Consider the following 16,992-nt stretch of genomic DNA (forward strand, 5'->3'; position numbering starts at 1 on the left):
GACCGCGTCTGATGATCCCGTGACGGGAGTGTTTCGAGCCTGATCAGGCTGCCTTGAGGGCCTCAGCCACATCGCGAAGCTGCGTCAGCGCCTGTTCGGCTTTCTGCTTGGCTTCGTCGTCCTTTGCGTCGGCAACGTCTTCCTCGGCATCCTTGATCTGCGCAGCCAGGTCGTCGGCGCTGATTTCGGAAACCGGGATCGCCTGTTCCGCCAGAACGGTCAGTCCGCCCGGCGCTACATCGGCAAAGCCGCCGCGAACGAAGTACTCGGTCAGTGCACCGCCGTCCTTGCGGACCTTGAGGATGCCCGGCTTGATGGTGGACATGAACGGGCTGTGGTTCTTCAGAACGCCAAACTCGCCTTCGGTTCCCGGAATGATGACTTCCAGAACCTGTTCGGACAGGAGCTGGCGCTCCGGCGAGACCAACTCAAACTGGAAAAGTTCAGCCATTTGGCGTCTTCCTTGTCAGTCTTGTTTTGCTGATGGCAGACAGCGCCATCAAAGAGGCTGAACCGGGCACAGTTTCTGCGCCCGGTCCGAAAGAGAATTAGGCAGCTTCCGCAGCCAGCTTCTGTGCCTTTTCGATCGCTTCGTCGATGGAGCCAACCATGTAGAAGGCTGCTTCCGGAAGGTGATCGTACTCGCCGTTGACGAGGCCCTTGAAGCCCTTGATGGTGTCTTCCAGAGCAACGAGCTTGCCCGGAGAACCGGTGAAGACTTCAGCCACGAAGAACGGCTGGGACAGGAAGCGTTCGATCTTACGAGCGCGGGCAACGGTGAGCTTGTCTTCTTCAGACAATTCGTCCATGCCCAGGATCGCGATGATGTCCTGAAGGGCCTTGTAGCGCTGCAGGGTTCCCTGAACCGCACGTGCGGTCTCGTAGTGCTCTTCGCCGATGATGTTGGCGCTCAGCATACGGGACGTGGAGTCCAGCGGATCCACTGCCGGGTAGATGCCCTTTTCAGCGATCGAGCGGTTCAGAACCGTCGTTGCATCCAGGTGGGCGAAGGTCGATGCCGGCGCCGGGTCGGTCAAGTCATCGGCCGGAACGTAAACGGCCTGCACTGAGGTGATCGAGCCCTTGGTGGTGGTCGTGATGCGCTCCTGCATGGCGCCCATGTCGGTTGCCAGCGTCGGCTGATAGCCCACGGCCGAAGGAATACGGCCGAGCAGAGCGGACACTTCCGAACCTGCCTGGGTGAAGCGGAAAATGTTGTCGACGAAGAACAGAACGTCCTGGCCCTTGTCACGGAAGTCTTCCGCGATGGTCAGACCGGTCAGTGCAACGCGGGCACGTGCTCCGGGGGGCTCGTTCATCTGGCCGTAAACGAGTGCAGCCTTGGAGCCTTCTCCGCCGCCTTCCTTGTTCACGCCCGATTCGATCATTTCCCAGTAAAGGTCGTTACCTTCACGGGTACGCTCACCAACGCCTGCGAACACGGAGTAACCGCCGTGCGCCTTAGCGATGTTGTTGATCAGTTCCATGATCAGAACGGTCTTGCCAACGCCGGCGCCGCCGAACAGGCCGATCTTGCCGCCCTTTGCATACGGAGCCAGAAGGTCGACGACCTTGATGCCCGTTACAAGGATTTCTGCTTCGGTCGACTGCTCGATGAATTCCGGGGCTTCCTGGTGGATCGCACGCTTGGTTTCGTGCGGGATTTCACCAGCTTCGTCGACCGGCTCACCGATGACGTTCATGATGCGACCCAGGGTGCCGTCACCAACCGGAACCGCGATTGCGGAGCCCGTATCGACAACTTCCTGACCGCGAACCAGACCCTCGGTGGCGTCCATCGCGATTGTGCGTACCGTGTTCTCGCCCAGGTGCTGAGCAACTTCGAGCACGAGACGTGTGCCCTGGTTGTCAGTTTCAAGAGCGTTCAGGATCAGCGGCAGATGGTCATCGAACTTGACGTCGACAACGGCGCCGATGACCTGGGTGACGCGTCCGACTATTTTGTCAGCCATATCCCTAATCCTCGATCCGTCTAGATCAACCCGCCTCCTGCTCTAGCGCAGGAAGCGGAAGGTTGATCGAATTAAAGTTCCAGAACATCTTGTCCGCGTTCGAAAGAACGCGGGATGCTCTTAGAGCGCTTCAGCGCCCGAGATAATTTCAATCAGTTCCGTCGTGATCTGCGCCTGACGCTGGCGGTTGTAGTTGATCGTCAGCTTGTCGATCATATCACCGGCGTTGCGGGTCGCGTTGTCCATTGCGGACATACGTGCCCCCTGCTCGGACGCTGCGTTTTCAAGCAGTGCCCGGAAGATCTGAACAGAAATGTTGCGCGGAAGAAGATCGGCAAGAATGCCTGCTTCATCCGGCTCGTATTCGTAGACAGCCGAAGCGCCGCCTTCCTGACCTTCAGCCTGAGCCGGCAGGTCGGCCGGGATCAGCTGCTGGGCCGTCGGGATCTGAGCGATCACCGACTGGAACTGGGAGTAGAACAGCGTACAGACATCGAATTCGCCAGCGGCGTACATCGACAGGATCTTGCTGCCGATCTCGTTCGCATTGGCAAAGCCGACGTTCTTCACGCCGCGCAGCTCGATTGTCTCGATCACGTGCTTGCCGAGCTCACGCTTGATGGCGTCGTAGCCCTTCTTGCCAACGCAGAGGATTTTCACCGTCTTGCCCTGGGCAATCAGAGACCGCGCCTTCTCGCGTGCCAGCTTTGCGATGTTGGTGTTGAAACCACCGCAAAGACCGCGCTCGGCAGTGGCGACGACCAGGAGATGAACCTGGTCGCTGCCCGTGCCGGACATCAGCTTCGGTGCGTCATCACGGCCCTCAAAGGCGACCGCGAGGTTGGCCAGCACCTGCTCCATGCGTTCAGCATAGGGCCGGGCGGCCTCCGCAGCTTCCTGAGCACGACGCAGCTTCGCCGCGGCCACCATCTGCATGGCCTTGGTGATTTTCTGCGTCGCCTTCACTGAAGCGATGCGGTTTCGTAAGTCCTTCAGGCTCGGCATGGCCGCCCCTGCTCCTTATCCCGACTGCGTTTAGGCGAAGTTCTTGGAGAACGTTTCGAGCGCAGCTTTCAGCTTGCCCGTCAGTTCGTCATCGAGAGCCTTCTTTTCCCAGATCGCGTCCAGGAGCTCCTTGTGCTCACCGCGCAGGAACAGGAGGAAACCTTCCTCGAATTCACGAACGCGACCGACCGGCAGCGGATCCAGGTAGCCGTTCACGCCGGCGAAGATCACTGCAACCTGCTCTTCGGTCTTGAGCGGCGAGAACTGCGGCTGCTTCAGCAGCTCGGTCAGACGCGCACCACGGTTCAGCAGGCGCTGGGTCGTGGCGTCGAGGTCGGAACCGAACTGGGCGAAGGCGGCCATTTCACGATACTGGGCGAGCTCACCCTTAATCGGACCTGCAACCTGCTTCATCGCCTTGATCTGAGCGGACGAGCCCACGCGGGAAACCGACAGACCGACGTTAACAGCCGGGCGGATACCCTGGTAGAACAGGTCGGTTTCCAGGAAGATCTGGCCATCGGTGATCGAGATCACGTTGGTCGGAATAAACGCGGAAACGTCGTTGCCCTGGGTTTCGATGACCGGAAGTGCGGTCAGGGAGCCCTTGCCATGATCGTCGTTCAGCTTCGCTGCACGCTCCAGAAGACGGGAGTGCAGGTAGAAAACGTCGCCTGGGAATGCTTCACGTCCCGGCGGACGGCGGAGCAGCAGGGACATCTGGCGGTAAGCAACGGCCTGCTTGGTCAGATCGTCGTAGCCGATCAGAGCATGCATGGAGTTGTCACGGAAGTACTCACCCATCGCACAGCCTGCGAACGGCGCCAGGAACTGCAGCGGAGCTGCGTCGGACGCGGTAGCGGCAACAACGATGGAGTATTCCAGAGCGCCGGCGTCTTCCAGGGTCTTCACGAACTGTGCGACCGTGGAGCGCTTCTGACCGACAGCAACGTAGATGCAGTACAGCTTTGCATCTTCGTCCTTGCCAGCGTGCAGCGGCTTCTGGTTCAGGAAGGTGTCGAGGATGATGGCGGTCTTACCGGTCTGACGGTCACCGATCACCAGCTCGCGCTGACCACGGCCAACCGGGATCAGGGCGTCGATTGCCTTGAGGCCGGTGGACATCGGCTCGTGAACCGACTTACGCGGCAGGATGCCCGGAGCCTTGACGTCGACGCGGCGCTTTTCCGTCGCTTCGATCGGGCCCTTGCCGTCCAGCGGGTTGCCGAGCGGGTCGACAACGCGGCCGAGCAGGCCCTTGCCTACCGGGACTTCCACGATGGCGCCGGTACGCTTGACCGTGTCGCCTTCCTTGATGTCGCGGTCGGAACCGAAAATAACGACACCAACGTTGTCGCTTTCCAGGTTCAGAGCCATACCCCGGATACCGCCCGGGAATTCGACCATTTCACCAGCCTGAACGTTGTCCAGACCATACACACGGGCGATACCGTCACCGACGGACAGCACCTGACCGACTTCAGAAACTTCGGCTTCCTGGCCAAAGCTCTTGATCTGGTCCTTGAGGATAGCGGAAATTTCCGCGGCCCGAATATCCATCAGCCGACCTCTTTCATCGCGAACTTGAGTGAATTGAGTTTGGTACGCAGCGACGTGTCGATCATGCGCGAACCGATCTTGACCACCAGGCCACCGATCAGAGCAGGATCAACCTTCGCCGAGATGTTTACGGACTTGCCCGAAGACGCGGAGAGCGCTTCCTTCAGGGCAGCGACCTGATCATCCGACAGCGCTGCTGCGGAAGTGACCTCGGCCGTCGTCTCGCCACGCTTTTCAGCGAGCAGGACGCGGAAGGCCTTGATCATGTCGGGAAGCACGAACAGGCGCCGATTGCGCGCCGCCAGCTTCACGAAATTTGCGGCGAGACCGGAGATCTTCGCCTTGTCTAGAAGCGCAGTCAGGGCAGCAAGCTGCTCCTCAACGCTGAATGCGGGGCTCTTCACGAGACGGTCGAGATCGGCGCTCTCCTTGAGGAATCCCTCAAAAGCACCAAGATCCCGTTCCACGTCGGCGGTCACACCAGTTTCCTCGGCCAAATCGAGGAGGGCGGACGCATACCGCTTTGCCACGCCGGATACGAGAGATACGTTGTCAGTCACCAGGTCCGAGCTCTCTGACGCATTTCAAAGCCCCGTCGACCAGTATTGGCGGCAAGTCTTTGAAATAATTAACGAATTCAGGGTCAGAAGGTAAGACGGCAGAACCGTTCCCCCAAAGCCGCGCCTCAATTAGCACAGGGTTTCTGCGCATGCAACTTCACCTAAAGGCGGTAGAGCGCCATTTCGGGCTGTTTTTTCTCCCGATGTCATAAAAAGTGCTGCGGATCGATATCGACCTGGACGCGCATGCCCTTCACGGGACGCGGCCCCTGCGCCAGCCAGCTCCTTATATAACCCTGCAGATCATATTGGCGCGGCGCCATCAAAAGCAGCCGGAACCGGAAGCGCCCCCGCACCATGGCCAGCGCCGCTTCGGCGGGTCCCAGGACAGTGACGGCCGGATCCGGGTGGGCGGCCCGTGCGAGATCCCGGGCAAGACCCTCGGTCAGATGCCTGTCGGCGCCCGATACGACAATCGCGGCAAGACGCCCGAACGGGGGGAGCCCCGCGGCTCGGCGCGCCTCTATCTCGGCTGCATAAAAAGCATCGCGATCCTGAGACATCAGGGCTCTCAGCACCGGATGGTCCGGCGAATAGGTTTGCAGAAAACCGCGGCCGCCGCCGGTCACACGCCCAGCGCGTCCGGTCACCTGCGCCAAAAGCTGGAACGTCTTTTCGGCCGCACGCGGATCGCCATGAGCAAGACCCAGATCCGCGTCGATGACACCGACGACCTTCATTTTCGGAAAGTTGTGCCCCTTGGCGACGAGCTGCGTGCCGATGACGATGTCGGCACCGCCCTCCTCGACGATCTTCATCTCCCGTCGCAGCCGCTCCGGGCCTCCCGGAAGGTCCGAGGAGAGGATGAGCGTGCGCGCCTGCGGGAAACGATCCTCGACCTCCTCGGCGATTCTTTCCACACCCGGTCCACAGGCCACGAGAGAATCGGCGGCAGAACAGCTCGGGCAACTGGGCGGAACCTTCTCGAAATGACCGCAATGGTGACAGACGAGACGTCCCTGGAACCGGTGCTCGACCAGCCAGCTGCTGCAGTGAGGACATTGGAACCGGTGACCGCAGGTGCGGCAAAGCGTCAGTGGTGCGTATCCGCGCCGGTTCAGGAACAGAAGCGTCTGCGAACCTTCAGCAAAGGTCTCCTTCATCGCCTCCAGCAGCTCGGGCGCGATCCAGCGGCCCTTGTCGGGGCCCTCGTGGCGCATGTCGATCGCCTTGAGTTCCGGCATGTCGGCGCCAGTTGCGCGCTCGGGCAACTCGTATCTGGTGTAGCGGCCGAGGTCTGCATTGACCCGGCTTTCAACGGACGGGGTCGCACTGGCGAGGATCACCGGAAACTTCGACAGATGTCCGCGAACGACCGCCATGTCGCGGGCACTATACGGAACCCGGTCGTCCTGCTTGAACGCGCCGTCATGCTCTTCATCGACCACGATCAGCCCCAGGTCGCAGAACGGCAGGAACAGCGCCGAGCGCGCCCCGATCACGACCCGCACGTCACCGCTCGCGACCCCGCGCCAGACACGGGCGCGGTTCTTGGGCGTGATCTCCGAGTGCCATTCGGACGGATAGACACCGAATCGTTTCTCGAACCGTCGAAGGAACTGCTCGGTCAGGGCGATTTCCGGCAGAAGCACGAGGACTTGCCGCTCGCGCCGGATCGCCTCGGCAATGGCCTCGAAATAGACTTCTGTCTTGCCGGATCCCGTCACGCCGTCGATCAGTGAAACCGCAGAGCCCTTGTCGAAACTGGCGACGAGGCCTTCGGCAGCTGTCGTCTGTGAAGGGGTCAGATTGACTGTGGCGAAATCCACCTGAGGCAAGGGCGGCGGCGGGGCTGCCGGCATGGAAACGATTTCGAGCACCTGCTGGTCGACCAGCCCGTCGACGACCGACGGGCTGACGCCGGCCGCGTGGGCCAGACCGCTTTTCGTCCAGGCCAAGCCGTCTTCCATCGTTTCAAGGACGCGCTTGCGGGCCGGGGTCAACCTTTCGGGAAGACGGTCCCCAACCTTGCGCACGCCTGCCACCGGCGGCTCGTCTTCGAGTGCCTCCTCGGAGCGCAGCACCATTCGCAGGACCATGCCCGGCGGCGCCAGGGTCCAGTTTGCGACCCAGTCGACAAAACGGCGCAAGTCGGCGTCGAGCGGCCGTGCGCGCTCATAAACATGGCTGATCGCCTTTAGCTTCTTCGGATTGATCGCCGCATCCGGCTCACCATCCCAGACCGCGCCCAACACTTCCCGCGGGCCGAGCGGCACGCGGACGATCGTCCCTGGCGTGACGGAAACGCCCGGTGGAACGCGGTATGTATAGGGTCTGGGCACCGCCACGGGGACCAGCACGCTGGCAATGGTCTCCCTGAAGGCCGGATCGTCGTCGAACAGCAAAGGCGTTCACTTTCCACTGCCGGCTTCGACCCGGCACGCTCTCGATTCTTGTCTGCAAAGCGGCCCGCGCCGTTCTGAGGTACGCACCGCATAAATCACCCCCAAAGCGAATCGGGGGTTCTTCTCGATCGCATCCTACGGTAAAGAGACGACGATACGAGTTTCAACCGCTCCCGATCGGAAGGGGGCGGATGTGCCTTTAGAGGCGCCCACTACGGAGCACAAGTCCATGAAGTTTTTCGTCGACACCGCCGAGACCGCAGAAATCGAGGAACTGGCCGCAACCGGCCTGCTCGACGGCGTGACCACGAACCCGTCGCTGATCGCCAAGTCCGGCCGCGATTTCAAGGAAGTCATCGCCGAGATCTGCAAGATCACCGACGGAGACGTTTCCGCTGAAGTCGCCGCGACAGACTTCGACGGCATGATGAAGGAAGCCGAGGAACTGGTGAAGATCGCCGACAACGTCGTGATCAAGCTGCCGCTGACCCTCGACGGCCTCAAGGCGTGCAAGGCGCTGACCAGCAAGGGCCACAAGACCAACGTCACGCTCTGCTTCTCGGCCAACCAGGCGCTCCTGGCAGCCAAGGCCGGCGCAACCTACGTTTCGCCGTTCATTGGCCGCCTCGACGACATCAACCTGGACGGCATGGACCTGATCCAGGAAATCCGCGTGATCTTCGACAACTACGATTTCGACACGCAGATCCTCGCAGCGTCCATCCGCACCCCGAACCACGTCAAGGAATGTGCGCTGGTCGGTGCTGACGTTGCGACCATCCCGCCGTCCACCCTGAAGGCGCTGGTCAAGCATCCGCTGACCGACAAGGGCCTGGAAGCCTTCCTCGCCGACTGGGCGAAGACCGGCCAGAAGATCATCTGATCGACATCGCGCACCTGCGAAATGCAAATACGAAACCGGCCTCCCCTGAGGCCGGTTTTTCTTTGCCCTGAAAGAGGCCACTTGCACCGTCCTGACGAGGTGACCTATTCTCGGTCATGAGCCCTCGGCGGGGCCTCCGGTCCGCGGAAAGCTGTGCACGCCGACTTGAATTCGGGCGTTATCGCGCCCGCACATTCCGATTCCCGCTCGATCCGGAGAGGCGGACACTGGACGACAACCGAGCCCGGGGGTCACCATGACTGATAACTTGCGCGATGCGCAGGACCTGCCGCTGCTGAGTTCCAGCGATCTTTCCCTCAATCTCGATCTGCAGAAGAAACACGCCAAGGCGCTCCGCGACGCTGCGCGCGCTGGAAATTCCGGCGCGCTGGAGCGCCTGATGAACCATCATCCGCGAGCCAGGCAGCTCGACGCCATGAACCTCAAACTGGCGGACGCACAGCTTGTCATCGCACGGGAAGCCGGACTTCCAAGCTGGCCTGCACTGAAACGTCATGTCGGCGAGATCGACGCGGCACGGCAGGCGATCGAGGGAAAAGCGCCTGCTCCCGACGCCGATATGGCGACGCTTCATATTCGTTGTGGCAACGACATCGAGCGAGCATTGCAGCGGGCCGGATTTGCCGGTGATTTTCTCATGTCCGCGGACCCGGTCTGCCAGGGACCAGTGCTTGAGGGACCTGAGGCACTGCGCACTCGCGCACGTTTCATTGCAGGCGAATATCCCGGTCAGGACGAAGAGGAGAACCTTCAGCGCTTGCGCGAGGCAGAGGATCGTGTTGCCGCGTCCGGCACCTACGGCCGGATCGTCCTCTGGTTCGAACATGACCCCTATGATCAGCTCTTGCTGGTCACGGTCCTGCGCCGCCTGAATATGGTCGGAGCAACCGCGCGCAAGGTCGAGCTGATCAGCCTGAACAGCTTTCCCGGAATCGCAAAATTCATCGGGATAGGCCAGCTGTCGCCTGCCGCTCTCCGGCACATGTATGGCGAACGCAAGCCCGTGCCGGAGGCCGCCTACAAGGACGCCGAGGCGGTCTGGAAGGCTCTGATCAGGCCCGATCCGACGGAACTGCATGTGCTGTCGCAGACAGAACGAACGGCCCTGCCCTTCCTCGCAGGCGCACTGACCCGCTACCTTCAGGAGCTGCCCGACAGCCGCAACGGATTGTCCTTCACCGAGCAAACCGTGCTGCAGATCCTCTCGGACGGACCGATGAACTGGGGCAGGATCTTTGCCGCGTTCATGCGGGAACGGGATCCGCTGCCCTATCACGGCGACCTCATGTTCCTTGGAACGCTTCTGAGGCTCCGCGATGCGGACGATCCTGCCCTTGCCAGCTCGGACAATGACTTCTCGATGGAGAACTGGGGCAAGACTTCCTTCTCGCTCACGCCTACCGGCAAGGCGCTTGTCGCTGGGGAAAAGGACTGGAAAACCTGTGGACCACGCCTTCGCCAACATGGTGGCGTGACCTGTTTCGCCGGACCCGATTGGCGCTGGGACAAAAGCGCGCAACGCCCTGTACGGCTTGAGTAGCTAAGGCAAAGGCATCGTTAACCGATTGCTACCGGATGAAGGCTAGGATTTGCGCCATGCCTTCATCCGCCACATCAAAGAGTTCGGATCTCGACGCCCTTCTGGTGATCGCGAGGCCGGACCTGAACGACCGGCTTGGCCGCTGGCTCGACAACCTGTCGGACGAGCGCCGCCTCTCGGACAAGACACTGGTCGCTTATGAGCGCGACGTTCGCCAGTTCCTGCGCTTTCTCACCGACCATCTGGGCGGCGCGCCGGGATTGAAGGACATTCGCGACCTGCGGCCGGCCGATTTCCGCGCCTTCATGGCAAGACGGCGGCGCGGCGGCGCTCAAAGCCGATCACTCGCCAGAGGCATGGCCGGCATCCGGTCCTTCCTGAAATTTCTGGAACGGCGCGGCGAGATAAATGCCGCCGCTTCCGATGCGGTTCGCCCGCCGCGTCAGGCCAGAACGCTTCCCAAGCCGGTATCGGCCAAGGATGCGATCGACCTGACGAGTGGCGATCTGGCCATGGAATCAGAGCCGTGGATCGAGGCCCGCAACGCAGCGGTCCTGACCCTGCTCTACGGCTGCGGCCTTCGCATTTCCGAGGCCCTGTCCCTGACCGGGCGCACGGCGCCCAAGACCGGCACGAAGAGCCTGCGCATTGTCGGCAAGGGCGGCAAGGAGCGGATCGTGCCGATCCTGCCAGCCGTTCCGGAGGCGATAGAGGCGTATCTGAAGCTCTGCCCTTATGTGGTGAAAGCCGACGGTCCTCTGTTCCTAGGTGCGCGCGGCGGCGCGCTCAATCCGCGCATGATCCAGCTGGCAATGGAAAAGCTCCGGGGGGCGCTCGGCCTTCCAGATAGCGCGACACCCCATGCCTTGCGCCATTCCTTTGCGACTCATCTACTTGCCGGCGGCGGTGACCTCAGGACGATCCAGGAACTTCTCGGCCACGCCAGCCTTTCCAGCACCCAGATCTATACGGAAATCGACGCCGCGCGGTTGCTCGAGGCCTATGACCAGGCCCATCCGAGGCGCTGATATGGGGCGCGGGTCAAAAAAACGCATACTTCGGCAAGTTTTCTGCCAATTAGGGGGTGCATTCTGCGAAAATTTTGGTAGTGTCGCGCCTTCCTGGCCCGCCCTCGCGCGCGGCCCGTCAATTCATGCTGCCTGCATCGCTTGTCGAAGCGGCATTCGCTAACAACCAAAGGAGACATCTTGCAAGTTCTCGTTCGTGACAACAATGTCGACCAAGCCCTTCGCGTTCTGAAGAAGAAGCTCCAGCGTGAAGGCGTCTTCCGTGAAATGAAGACCCGCCGTGCTTACGAAAAGCCGTCCGAAAAGCGCGCCCGTGAAAAGGGTGAAGCTGTCCGCCGCGCCCGCAAGGCTGCGCGCAAGCTCGCTCAGCGCGAAGGTCTGGCTCCGGGCGCTCGCAAGCGCTAATTGCTCGGCAGGCCTTCGGGCCTGCGCCAGATTTCCGATCAGGTTCCGCGCCAGAGGCTTCGCAGTTCATGCGCGCCCCGCGTGGAACCGGTCGAACGGCCCCAGAATGCCGTTAACGTTTCCCTAACGCTTTGACGACAGGCTCCGATCCAAGGAGATGCCGCAATGCGTCCTTTCATTTTCCTGTGTTTCGTTATCGCTCTGCTCATGCCCATTGGCGAAGAGGCGGAGGCTCGCATCTATTGCCCGTTGCCCGAACACGGCATCTGGGTCAACGGGCAAGCGAAACCGAAGGAACTCTCCCGCCTCGAGATCGAGACGAAGTGCGTCAACGATCAGGTTCATGCGCGGATCCGCGCCTTCACTAAATGCTCGCCGCGAGACTGCAAGTGGGGATGGACCAAGGCCGAACTTCGTGACGGCGGCGGGCTGAACGTGCTCCTGGTCGGCTTTCTCGGTGTCAAGAATATCGACGTGCGCGGCTTCGGCGACCGGCTCGACGCCTTCGTCACAGACATCAAGCACGACCCTCAGTTTCCCGATACCATCCAGAGCTACACTCTGACACGCAAGTAGCCGCAGCGCCCAAACTTGCGTTTCCCTCCAGATCGCCTACCCTAGGGGAAGCTGCGCTATGGTGCGTGGCTGATCACACGATGGAGGAAAGCCATGCGTGTCATGACAGCAGTTATTGCAGCCCTTGGCGTTACCGCACTTGTTTCCGCCCCGGCGAGCGCCTGCGAATGGGCCAAGACCGCCAAGGCAAAGTCGAAGATGACCGTCGCACAGACCGATTTTTCGGATGTCGCGATTGCCACCAACGACCTTCCGGACGATGCGGTGAAGACGCCACTGATCCTACCGGAGCCGGAGAGCGGCAAGGCCGAATAACTCGGCTCAGGCGTGGGCGCTGTGGCGAAATTCGCCAAGCGCCTGCCTCAGGATCTGGACGGCTGAGGACAGGAACAGCCCTGCCATGAGGGCCGCGACGATCAGGTCCGGCCAGGCGGTCTGACTACCCCAGACCCCGAGGGCGGCCAGCATGACCGCAACATTGCCGATGGCGTCATTGCGCGAGCAGAGCCAGACGGAACGGACGTTCGCGTCGCCGTCCTTGTAGCGCATCAGGACCAGCACGCTGACCAGGTTGACCAGCAACGCCAGGAAGCCGACGGCGCCCATGACGCCTGCCTGCGGAACCCCCAGCACGAGCAGCTGATAACCGGTCGAACCGGCCACCCAAAGGCCCATCAGCAACAGGCTGATTCCTTTCGCGAGTGCCGCGCTCGCCCGCACCCTCAAGCTTGCGCCGATCACCGCCAGGGAAATGCCGTAGGTCACCGCGTCGCCGAAGAAGTCCAGCGCGTCGGCCTGAAGTGCCTTAGAACCAGCCGCCTGGCCCGCGATCATCTCGACCAGGAACATGCCTGCGTTCAGGAAGATGACGAGCCAAAGCCGCCGCTTGTAGTCCGGCGAAAGGCCATCGAATGCGGCTCCGTGATCATGCCCGCAGCAGGCGCCCATTTTCTCGTCTCCGTGGTCTCGGAATCATCAGGTTCCCTCCTTATGTAATTCCTCTAGCGGCTAGAGGTTCAAGAGGGTCTTATGAAATATTCCATCGGAGATCTGTCCCGGCGCACCGGCGTCAAGGTCGCCACCATTCGGTACTATGAGCAGGAAGGCCTGATCGAGGACCCCGTTCGCACGGAAGGCAACCAGCGGCGCTATCGCGACGAAGACCTTGAGCGCCTCGGCTTCATCCGTCACTGCCGGGATCTAGGCCTGCCGATGGAGGCGATCCGCCGTCTTCTGGACCTGAGCGCTCATCCCGAACGCCCGTGCGCCGATGCCAGCCGGATTGCTGCCGAGCAGCTGGTTGCCGTGCGTGAGAGGATTGCCCGGCTGCAGAAGCTGGAGAGTGAGCTTGCGCGCATCTCGGCGAGCTGTGATGGCGGCCACACCGCCGCCGACTGCTCCATCCTGAAAGCCTTTGCCGACCACCGGCTGTGTGAGGGGGAGCATTGAGCGGCCAAGACTGATCGTGGCCGCCTCAAGATGGCAAAAAGAAACCTGAAGCGCCGCAGAAAAACGCCGCAGCTAGTGGAGCGGGACGACCAGCTTGAGATTGACCTTGCTGGCCACATCCTCACCCAGCGACTGATTGAATGCCCCCGACAGGCTGGCGGTTCGGCGAGAACTGCCAAGCCGGATCGGTGCGTTCAGCGCCACTTCCACACTGTGCGCCATGTAGTCCCCTGAACCGGTGCTGTCGACGGCATAGCGGCCATAGAGGTCGCCGAAATCGTCGAGCTTGACGCTCCCGCCCAGTTCGAAGCGGGCACGGAAATGCTCGCTTCCCAGCACACCGTTGCCGGATTGAAGGCTGTCCGGAACCCTGAAGTCCCATATCCCTCTGAGACCGGTGTGCAGGCGTACGTTGACGCCATCGGACTTGAACACATCCCGGGAAACCTCCGGGCCGAACTTGAAGCTGCCGTAGTCCACGGTCTGTGCACCGACAACAGTGCCGTTGACGCTCGTAAAGCTCTCTTGCTGCTCGGCAAAGTAGCTCAAGCCAAGCGAGGGATTGATGTCCCATCCCTCATAGGCGAACTGACCGGTTAGATTTGTCTCGAAATGCCAGCGCGCGCTATCGAACTCATCCCACTTCGGTCCGTTCAACTTGAAATGGTGTTTCGCCAATCCCCAGCTGACCCGGCCGTCCCAGATCAAGCGGTCATCGAGACGCGTGACGAAATAGGGACCGAACATCCAGCCTACACCGTACCCTTTGCCGTTATTGAGGGTAGAGGTATTTGAATAGAAGTCCGCCTGAGCCAATACGCCGACAAGTGTGTTTTCCGTCACCCGATAATCAATGCCAGTGTAGACGACACCGAAATCAGCTTCGATGGTGGTGGAGCTGCGGGAATCCCTTGCCGCTTCCCAGCGCCCCTTGATCCAGACATTGATCGGGCTCGGCTCCTCTCCGTCGGAAGTACGATCGCCTTCCGCCATCCGCATGCCTTTCGCCGCCCTCAGTTGGTTCAGACTAGCTGCAAAGGCGCCTTGACCACCCGAGATATTGATGGAGCCTGGAAAGGAAAGTCCCGAAGTTGCGAAGAAGGCATTGGCGATCTGGCCATACTCGCCAAAGAGACCTGAGAAATTGCTGCCCCCGTCGCCAAAGCCCTGATTGGTCATAAGGCCGGCGAGACCTACGCTTTGACTGGTCAGGCTCGTCATATGGGTCGCCAGGACGCTCTGAATTTCCGCCTGATAGTCCTGATCTGAAATACGTTGCAGCGTATTGTCGAACAGCAAGACCGTGGCAGAGCCTTTGAGGTTGTTGGAGGCGTCGCGCAAGGTAGCGGTCAGATAGATGTCGACGCCAGGAACCTGCGGAAGATTCACATTGGTAAGTTGCCCCGCGATGCTTGCCCCGCTCAGGATCACGCCCTCCTGATCTTCCAGAGGGTACGTTCCCGAAGTGGCTTTAAGCTGAAAGACGATCGTGGACCGACCATTGGGGGAAGTAGTCAGCAGTGTCGAGCCTGACAAATCGCCGGTGCCGGCGCCGCCCTCATCACCTTCCAGCGTATAGGTGCTGTCGGCAAAGGTCGCCCCTGAACTTAGTGAAAATTCGAGGCGGTCGCCGACGGCAAACGGTGTCGACGCATCATAATCCCAATTGAAGGCTATTGTGTCTCCAGAGATGCGGCCGGTTGCCTCTGAGGTGATGATCCTGGGCGTGATCGCATTCTGGGCACCAGCTGTCCGAAGGACGTAAGCGTCCGCCTCTTCTACAGGACCAAGCGCCAAAAAACCGAGGCAACACCCCATAAGAAGTATCTTGCAGCGCCTGGATCCATAGCCCGTAAAAAATTTCCGGCTGAAAAACACGTTTCGCCCCCCGAAACAAGTCATCAAAAAATACCTGTCAAATCTAACAGGAAAGTAAGCAAAAATTGCAAGGCCCGCTTAGCACAATCCGTCCAGTTCGGCGATTAATCTCTTTGAAGGCATCGCATTCTGCTTTCAGCCCTTACCCTTCAGCGTGAGCACCTTGCTGGCGGAGGATACGGGCGAAGAAGGGCTTTTCTTCCAGCCTGTTCAGAAGGCCGGCAATGATGGCGGTAGCGATGATTGCGAAGATGACCCTGCCGGTGACCACACCGTGAACGTCGGCCCCGATCGCAATCATGATCAGCGTGTCCTCGATCACGCTGTGGGCAAAGCCCATGAAGACGCAGGAGAGGAAAATCTGGCGCGGTGAAACCAGGCCGCTGCGTGCCTCGCGGATGAGCAGCCCGGCGCCGTAGGAAATGCCGAGAAACAGGCCGACGGCGGTCAGGTGTCCGGCTTCGCCCTTGATGCCCGCAAGGCGCAGGATTGGCGACAGGGCCGTCATGATCAGCTTCAGGATGCCGCTGGCTTTCAGCAGTTCGAGTCCCCATACGAGCACAACGAGGATGACCAGCATCCAGACCATGGTTTCGCCCAGACCGTAGAAGAACTGGGTCCAGTCTGTGGTTGCCGTCATCGGAATCCATGTCGGATCGACGGGTTCGGACAGCCAGCCGGTCGCCTCGCAGATCCTGTGCAGGATGAAGCCATAGAGCAACGCTCCAGCGATCCTGACGATGGTCGTGGCCGTCATTCCCGGGCCCGCCTGCTGGATGATCTTCTGCTCCATCGGAAGACCGTGGGCAAAAAGCAGGAGGGATGAGAAGATCGTCACATCGGCCACGGTCAACGACGCTGGATCGACAAGCGTGTAGACCAGCGGCAGCGCGCCCCAGATGCCGACGAGAATACCGGTCAGCCAGGCGAGACCCAGTTCCGGCGGCAGGCCGACGATGCCCATCACCGGTTCGAGCGCCGGGGCGATGGCCTTGATCACCCCCATCCTGGACAGGACTTCCGTCGCGATCGCAATGGGGATCATGATGCGGGCGAGCAGCCAGTAGACCTCTACCGTTTCGCGCGTCTTCTCCTTGACCAGATCAAACCTTGCCATCGTGTGCTCCCATGAAATGACCCCGGTTTGATACTCCGAAGTCCTTCGCATTTTTGGTCAAAGATTGCGTTGAAGTGCAATTTTATTGCAAGGCCATTTCTAACGGTTATGCTCCTGAAATGGACCGTATCGACCGCAAAATCCTCAATCTCATGCAACGCGACGCCGGGCGCACCAACGTCGACATGGCGGAGGAAGTCGGCCTGTCGCCGTCGAGCTGTCTGCGCCGCATCCAACGCCTGCGCAAGACGGGCGTGATCGAGCGGATCGTCGCCATCCTCAATCCGGCAAAGGCGGGGCGTGCGATCAAGGCCCTCGTCACTGTTGAGCTCAAGCTGCACGGCGAACAGCACATGCGCCGGTTCCTGGACATTGCCACCAGGGAGCCGGCGGTTTCCCATGCCTATGCGGTGACCGGCGAAACGGATGTGGTCCTCATGATGCGCCTGCATGACATGGAAGAATTCGATGCCCTTTGCGACAGGCTGTTCCGCGACCAGCACAATGTCGCTCGTTTCTTCACAATGATCGTCATCCGAACTGCCAAGGAGGAAACGGCCCTCCGGCTTGCCGAAGCCGGGCGCTGAAACCC

General features: G+C 60.8%; 17 protein-coding genes. 8 read left to right on the plus strand and 9 right to left on the minus strand.

What is annotated here, in order from left to right:
* Positions 1–43 precede the first annotated feature (43 nt).
* The 6 genes from ACN0SY_RS14905 to ACN0SY_RS14930 all read right to left on the minus strand — a co-directional run bounded on the left by ACN0SY_RS14905 (position 44) and on the right by ACN0SY_RS14930 (position 7,500).
* The gene (locus ACN0SY_RS14905) at positions 44–451 is read right to left on the minus strand and encodes a F0F1 ATP synthase subunit epsilon (protein ID WP_417688429.1); all 408 of its coding nucleotides are present in this window, start codon (positions 449–451) and stop codon (positions 44–46) included.
* A 97-nt stretch (positions 452–548) separates the two neighbouring features.
* Complete coding sequence (gene atpD / locus ACN0SY_RS14910) at positions 549–1,973, minus strand: F0F1 ATP synthase subunit beta (protein WP_417688431.1); 1,425 nt, start codon at positions 1,971–1,973, stop codon at positions 549–551.
* A 120-nt stretch (positions 1,974–2,093) separates the two neighbouring features.
* Positions 2,094–2,978, minus strand: coding sequence for a F0F1 ATP synthase subunit gamma (locus ACN0SY_RS14915; protein ID WP_417688433.1), 885 nt, complete (start codon positions 2,976–2,978; stop codon positions 2,094–2,096).
* A gap of 30 nt (positions 2,979–3,008) precedes the next feature.
* Complete coding sequence (gene atpA / locus ACN0SY_RS14920) at positions 3,009–4,538, minus strand: F0F1 ATP synthase subunit alpha (RefSeq protein ID WP_417688435.1); 1,530 nt, start codon at positions 4,536–4,538, stop codon at positions 3,009–3,011.
* Positions 4,538–5,098, minus strand: a complete 561-nt coding sequence (locus ACN0SY_RS14925) for a F0F1 ATP synthase subunit delta (protein WP_417688436.1) — start codon at positions 5,096–5,098, stop codon at positions 4,538–4,540. Before ACN0SY_RS14925 ends, atpA begins: the two co-directional genes overlap by 1 nt.
* Before the next feature lie 206 nt (positions 5,099–5,304).
* A complete protein-coding gene (locus tag ACN0SY_RS14930) occupies positions 5,305–7,500 on the minus strand; it encodes a primosomal protein N' (RefSeq protein WP_417688736.1) in 2,196 nt (731 codons plus the stop codon).
* Positions 7,501–7,732: 232 nt separating this feature from the next.
* Between ACN0SY_RS14930 and fsa the strand changes: the two genes are divergently transcribed.
* The 6 genes from fsa (at position 7,733) to ACN0SY_RS14960 (ending at position 12,271) form a co-directional block, all read left to right on the plus strand.
* A complete protein-coding gene (gene fsa, locus ACN0SY_RS14935; RefSeq protein WP_417688438.1) occupies positions 7,733–8,386 on the plus strand; it encodes a fructose-6-phosphate aldolase in 654 nt (217 codons plus the stop codon).
* A gap of 256 nt (positions 8,387–8,642) precedes the next feature.
* Positions 8,643–9,947: a DUF1835 domain-containing protein gene (locus ACN0SY_RS14940; protein ID WP_417688440.1), complete on the plus strand. Its 1,305-nt coding sequence runs from the start codon at positions 8,643–8,645 to the stop codon at positions 9,945–9,947.
* A 56-nt stretch (positions 9,948–10,003) separates the two neighbouring features.
* Complete coding sequence (locus ACN0SY_RS14945) at positions 10,004–10,975, plus strand: tyrosine recombinase XerC (protein ID WP_417688442.1); 972 nt, start codon at positions 10,004–10,006, stop codon at positions 10,973–10,975.
* Between the two features lie 180 nt (positions 10,976–11,155).
* Positions 11,156–11,380 carry a 30S ribosomal protein S21 gene (rpsU, locus tag ACN0SY_RS14950; protein WP_417668460.1) on the plus strand — a complete coding sequence of 75 codons (225 nt, stop codon included), beginning with the start codon at positions 11,156–11,158 and terminating at the stop codon, positions 11,378–11,380.
* A 165-nt stretch (positions 11,381–11,545) separates the two neighbouring features.
* Positions 11,546–11,956 carry a serine/threonine protein kinase gene (locus ACN0SY_RS14955; RefSeq protein WP_417688444.1) on the plus strand — a complete coding sequence of 137 codons (411 nt, stop codon included), beginning with the start codon at positions 11,546–11,548 and terminating at the stop codon, positions 11,954–11,956.
* A gap of 93 nt (positions 11,957–12,049) precedes the next feature.
* Complete coding sequence (locus tag ACN0SY_RS14960; RefSeq protein WP_417688446.1) at positions 12,050–12,271, plus strand: hypothetical protein; 222 nt, start codon at positions 12,050–12,052, stop codon at positions 12,269–12,271.
* A gap of 6 nt (positions 12,272–12,277) precedes the next feature.
* Here ACN0SY_RS14960 and ACN0SY_RS14965 read toward each other — a convergent pair whose 3' ends face one another.
* On the minus strand, positions 12,278–12,904 hold the full coding sequence (locus tag ACN0SY_RS14965) for a cation transporter (RefSeq protein WP_417688448.1): 627 nt from the start codon (positions 12,902–12,904) through the stop codon (positions 12,278–12,280).
* An 81-nt stretch (positions 12,905–12,985) separates the two neighbouring features.
* Here ACN0SY_RS14965 and ACN0SY_RS14970 point away from each other — a divergent pair, with 81 nt between their 5' ends.
* Complete coding sequence (locus ACN0SY_RS14970) at positions 12,986–13,405, plus strand: MerR family transcriptional regulator (protein WP_417688450.1); 420 nt, start codon at positions 12,986–12,988, stop codon at positions 13,403–13,405.
* Positions 13,406–13,477: 72 nt separating this feature from the next.
* Here the strand turns inward: ACN0SY_RS14970 and ACN0SY_RS14975 are convergent, their stop codons facing one another.
* Together ACN0SY_RS14975 and ACN0SY_RS14980 are read right to left on the minus strand one after the other, a co-directional pair.
* Positions 13,478–15,223, minus strand: coding sequence for an autotransporter outer membrane beta-barrel domain-containing protein (locus ACN0SY_RS14975; RefSeq protein ID WP_417688452.1), 1,746 nt, complete (start codon positions 15,221–15,223; stop codon positions 13,478–13,480).
* A 202-nt stretch (positions 15,224–15,425) separates the two neighbouring features.
* Positions 15,426–16,400 carry a nucleoside recognition domain-containing protein gene (locus tag ACN0SY_RS14980; RefSeq protein WP_417688454.1) on the minus strand — a complete coding sequence of 325 codons (975 nt, stop codon included), beginning with the start codon at positions 16,398–16,400 and terminating at the stop codon, positions 15,426–15,428.
* A 119-nt stretch (positions 16,401–16,519) separates the two neighbouring features.
* On the opposite strand from ACN0SY_RS14980, the gene ACN0SY_RS14985 reads away from it, so the two are divergent.
* Positions 16,520–16,987, plus strand: a complete 468-nt coding sequence (locus ACN0SY_RS14985) for an Lrp/AsnC family transcriptional regulator (protein WP_417688456.1) — start codon at positions 16,520–16,522, stop codon at positions 16,985–16,987.
* The last annotated feature ends 5 nt before the right edge of the window (positions 16,988–16,992 follow it).

The sequence above is a fragment of the Roseibium sp. genome, from assembly GCF_048261595.1.
Lineage (GTDB): Bacteria > Pseudomonadota > Alphaproteobacteria > Rhizobiales > Stappiaceae > Roseibium.

What these genes read in the sequence shown, in the direction of transcription:
- ACN0SY_RS14970 (WP_417688450.1), top strand. Translation starts at nt 12,986, where the DNA reads ATGAAATATTCCATCGGAGATCTGTCCCGGCGCACCGGCGTCAAGGTC.
- ACN0SY_RS14960 (WP_417688446.1), top strand. Translation starts at nt 12,050, where the DNA reads ATGCGTGTCATGACAGCAGTTATTGCAGCCCTTGGCGTTACCGCACTT.
- ACN0SY_RS14915 (WP_417688433.1), bottom strand. Translation starts at nt 2,978, where the DNA reads ATGCCGAGCCTGAAGGACTTACGAAACCGCATCGCTTCAGTGAAGGCG.
- ACN0SY_RS14965 (WP_417688448.1), bottom strand. Translation starts at nt 12,904, where the DNA reads ATGGGCGCCTGCTGCGGGCATGATCACGGAGCCGCATTCGATGGCCTT.
- ACN0SY_RS14985 (WP_417688456.1), top strand. Translation starts at nt 16,520, where the DNA reads ATGGACCGTATCGACCGCAAAATCCTCAATCTCATGCAACGCGACGCC.
- ACN0SY_RS14905 (WP_417688429.1), bottom strand. Translation starts at nt 451, where the DNA reads ATGGCTGAACTTTTCCAGTTTGAGTTGGTCTCGCCGGAGCGCCAGCTC.
- atpD (WP_417688431.1), bottom strand. Translation starts at nt 1,973, where the DNA reads ATGGCTGACAAAATAGTCGGACGCGTCACCCAGGTCATCGGCGCCGTT.
- ACN0SY_RS14980 (WP_417688454.1), bottom strand. Translation starts at nt 16,400, where the DNA reads ATGGCAAGGTTTGATCTGGTCAAGGAGAAGACGCGCGAAACGGTAGAG.
- ACN0SY_RS14940 (WP_417688440.1), top strand. Translation starts at nt 8,643, where the DNA reads ATGACTGATAACTTGCGCGATGCGCAGGACCTGCCGCTGCTGAGTTCC.
- ACN0SY_RS14945 (WP_417688442.1), top strand. Translation starts at nt 10,004, where the DNA reads ATGCCTTCATCCGCCACATCAAAGAGTTCGGATCTCGACGCCCTTCTG.
- fsa (WP_417688438.1), top strand. Translation starts at nt 7,733, where the DNA reads ATGAAGTTTTTCGTCGACACCGCCGAGACCGCAGAAATCGAGGAACTG.
- ACN0SY_RS14955 (WP_417688444.1), top strand. Translation starts at nt 11,546, where the DNA reads ATGCGTCCTTTCATTTTCCTGTGTTTCGTTATCGCTCTGCTCATGCCC.
- ACN0SY_RS14975 (WP_417688452.1), bottom strand. Translation starts at nt 15,223, where the DNA reads ATGGGGTGTTGCCTCGGTTTTTTGGCGCTTGGTCCTGTAGAAGAGGCG.
- atpA (WP_417688435.1), bottom strand. Translation starts at nt 4,538, where the DNA reads ATGGATATTCGGGCCGCGGAAATTTCCGCTATCCTCAAGGACCAGATC.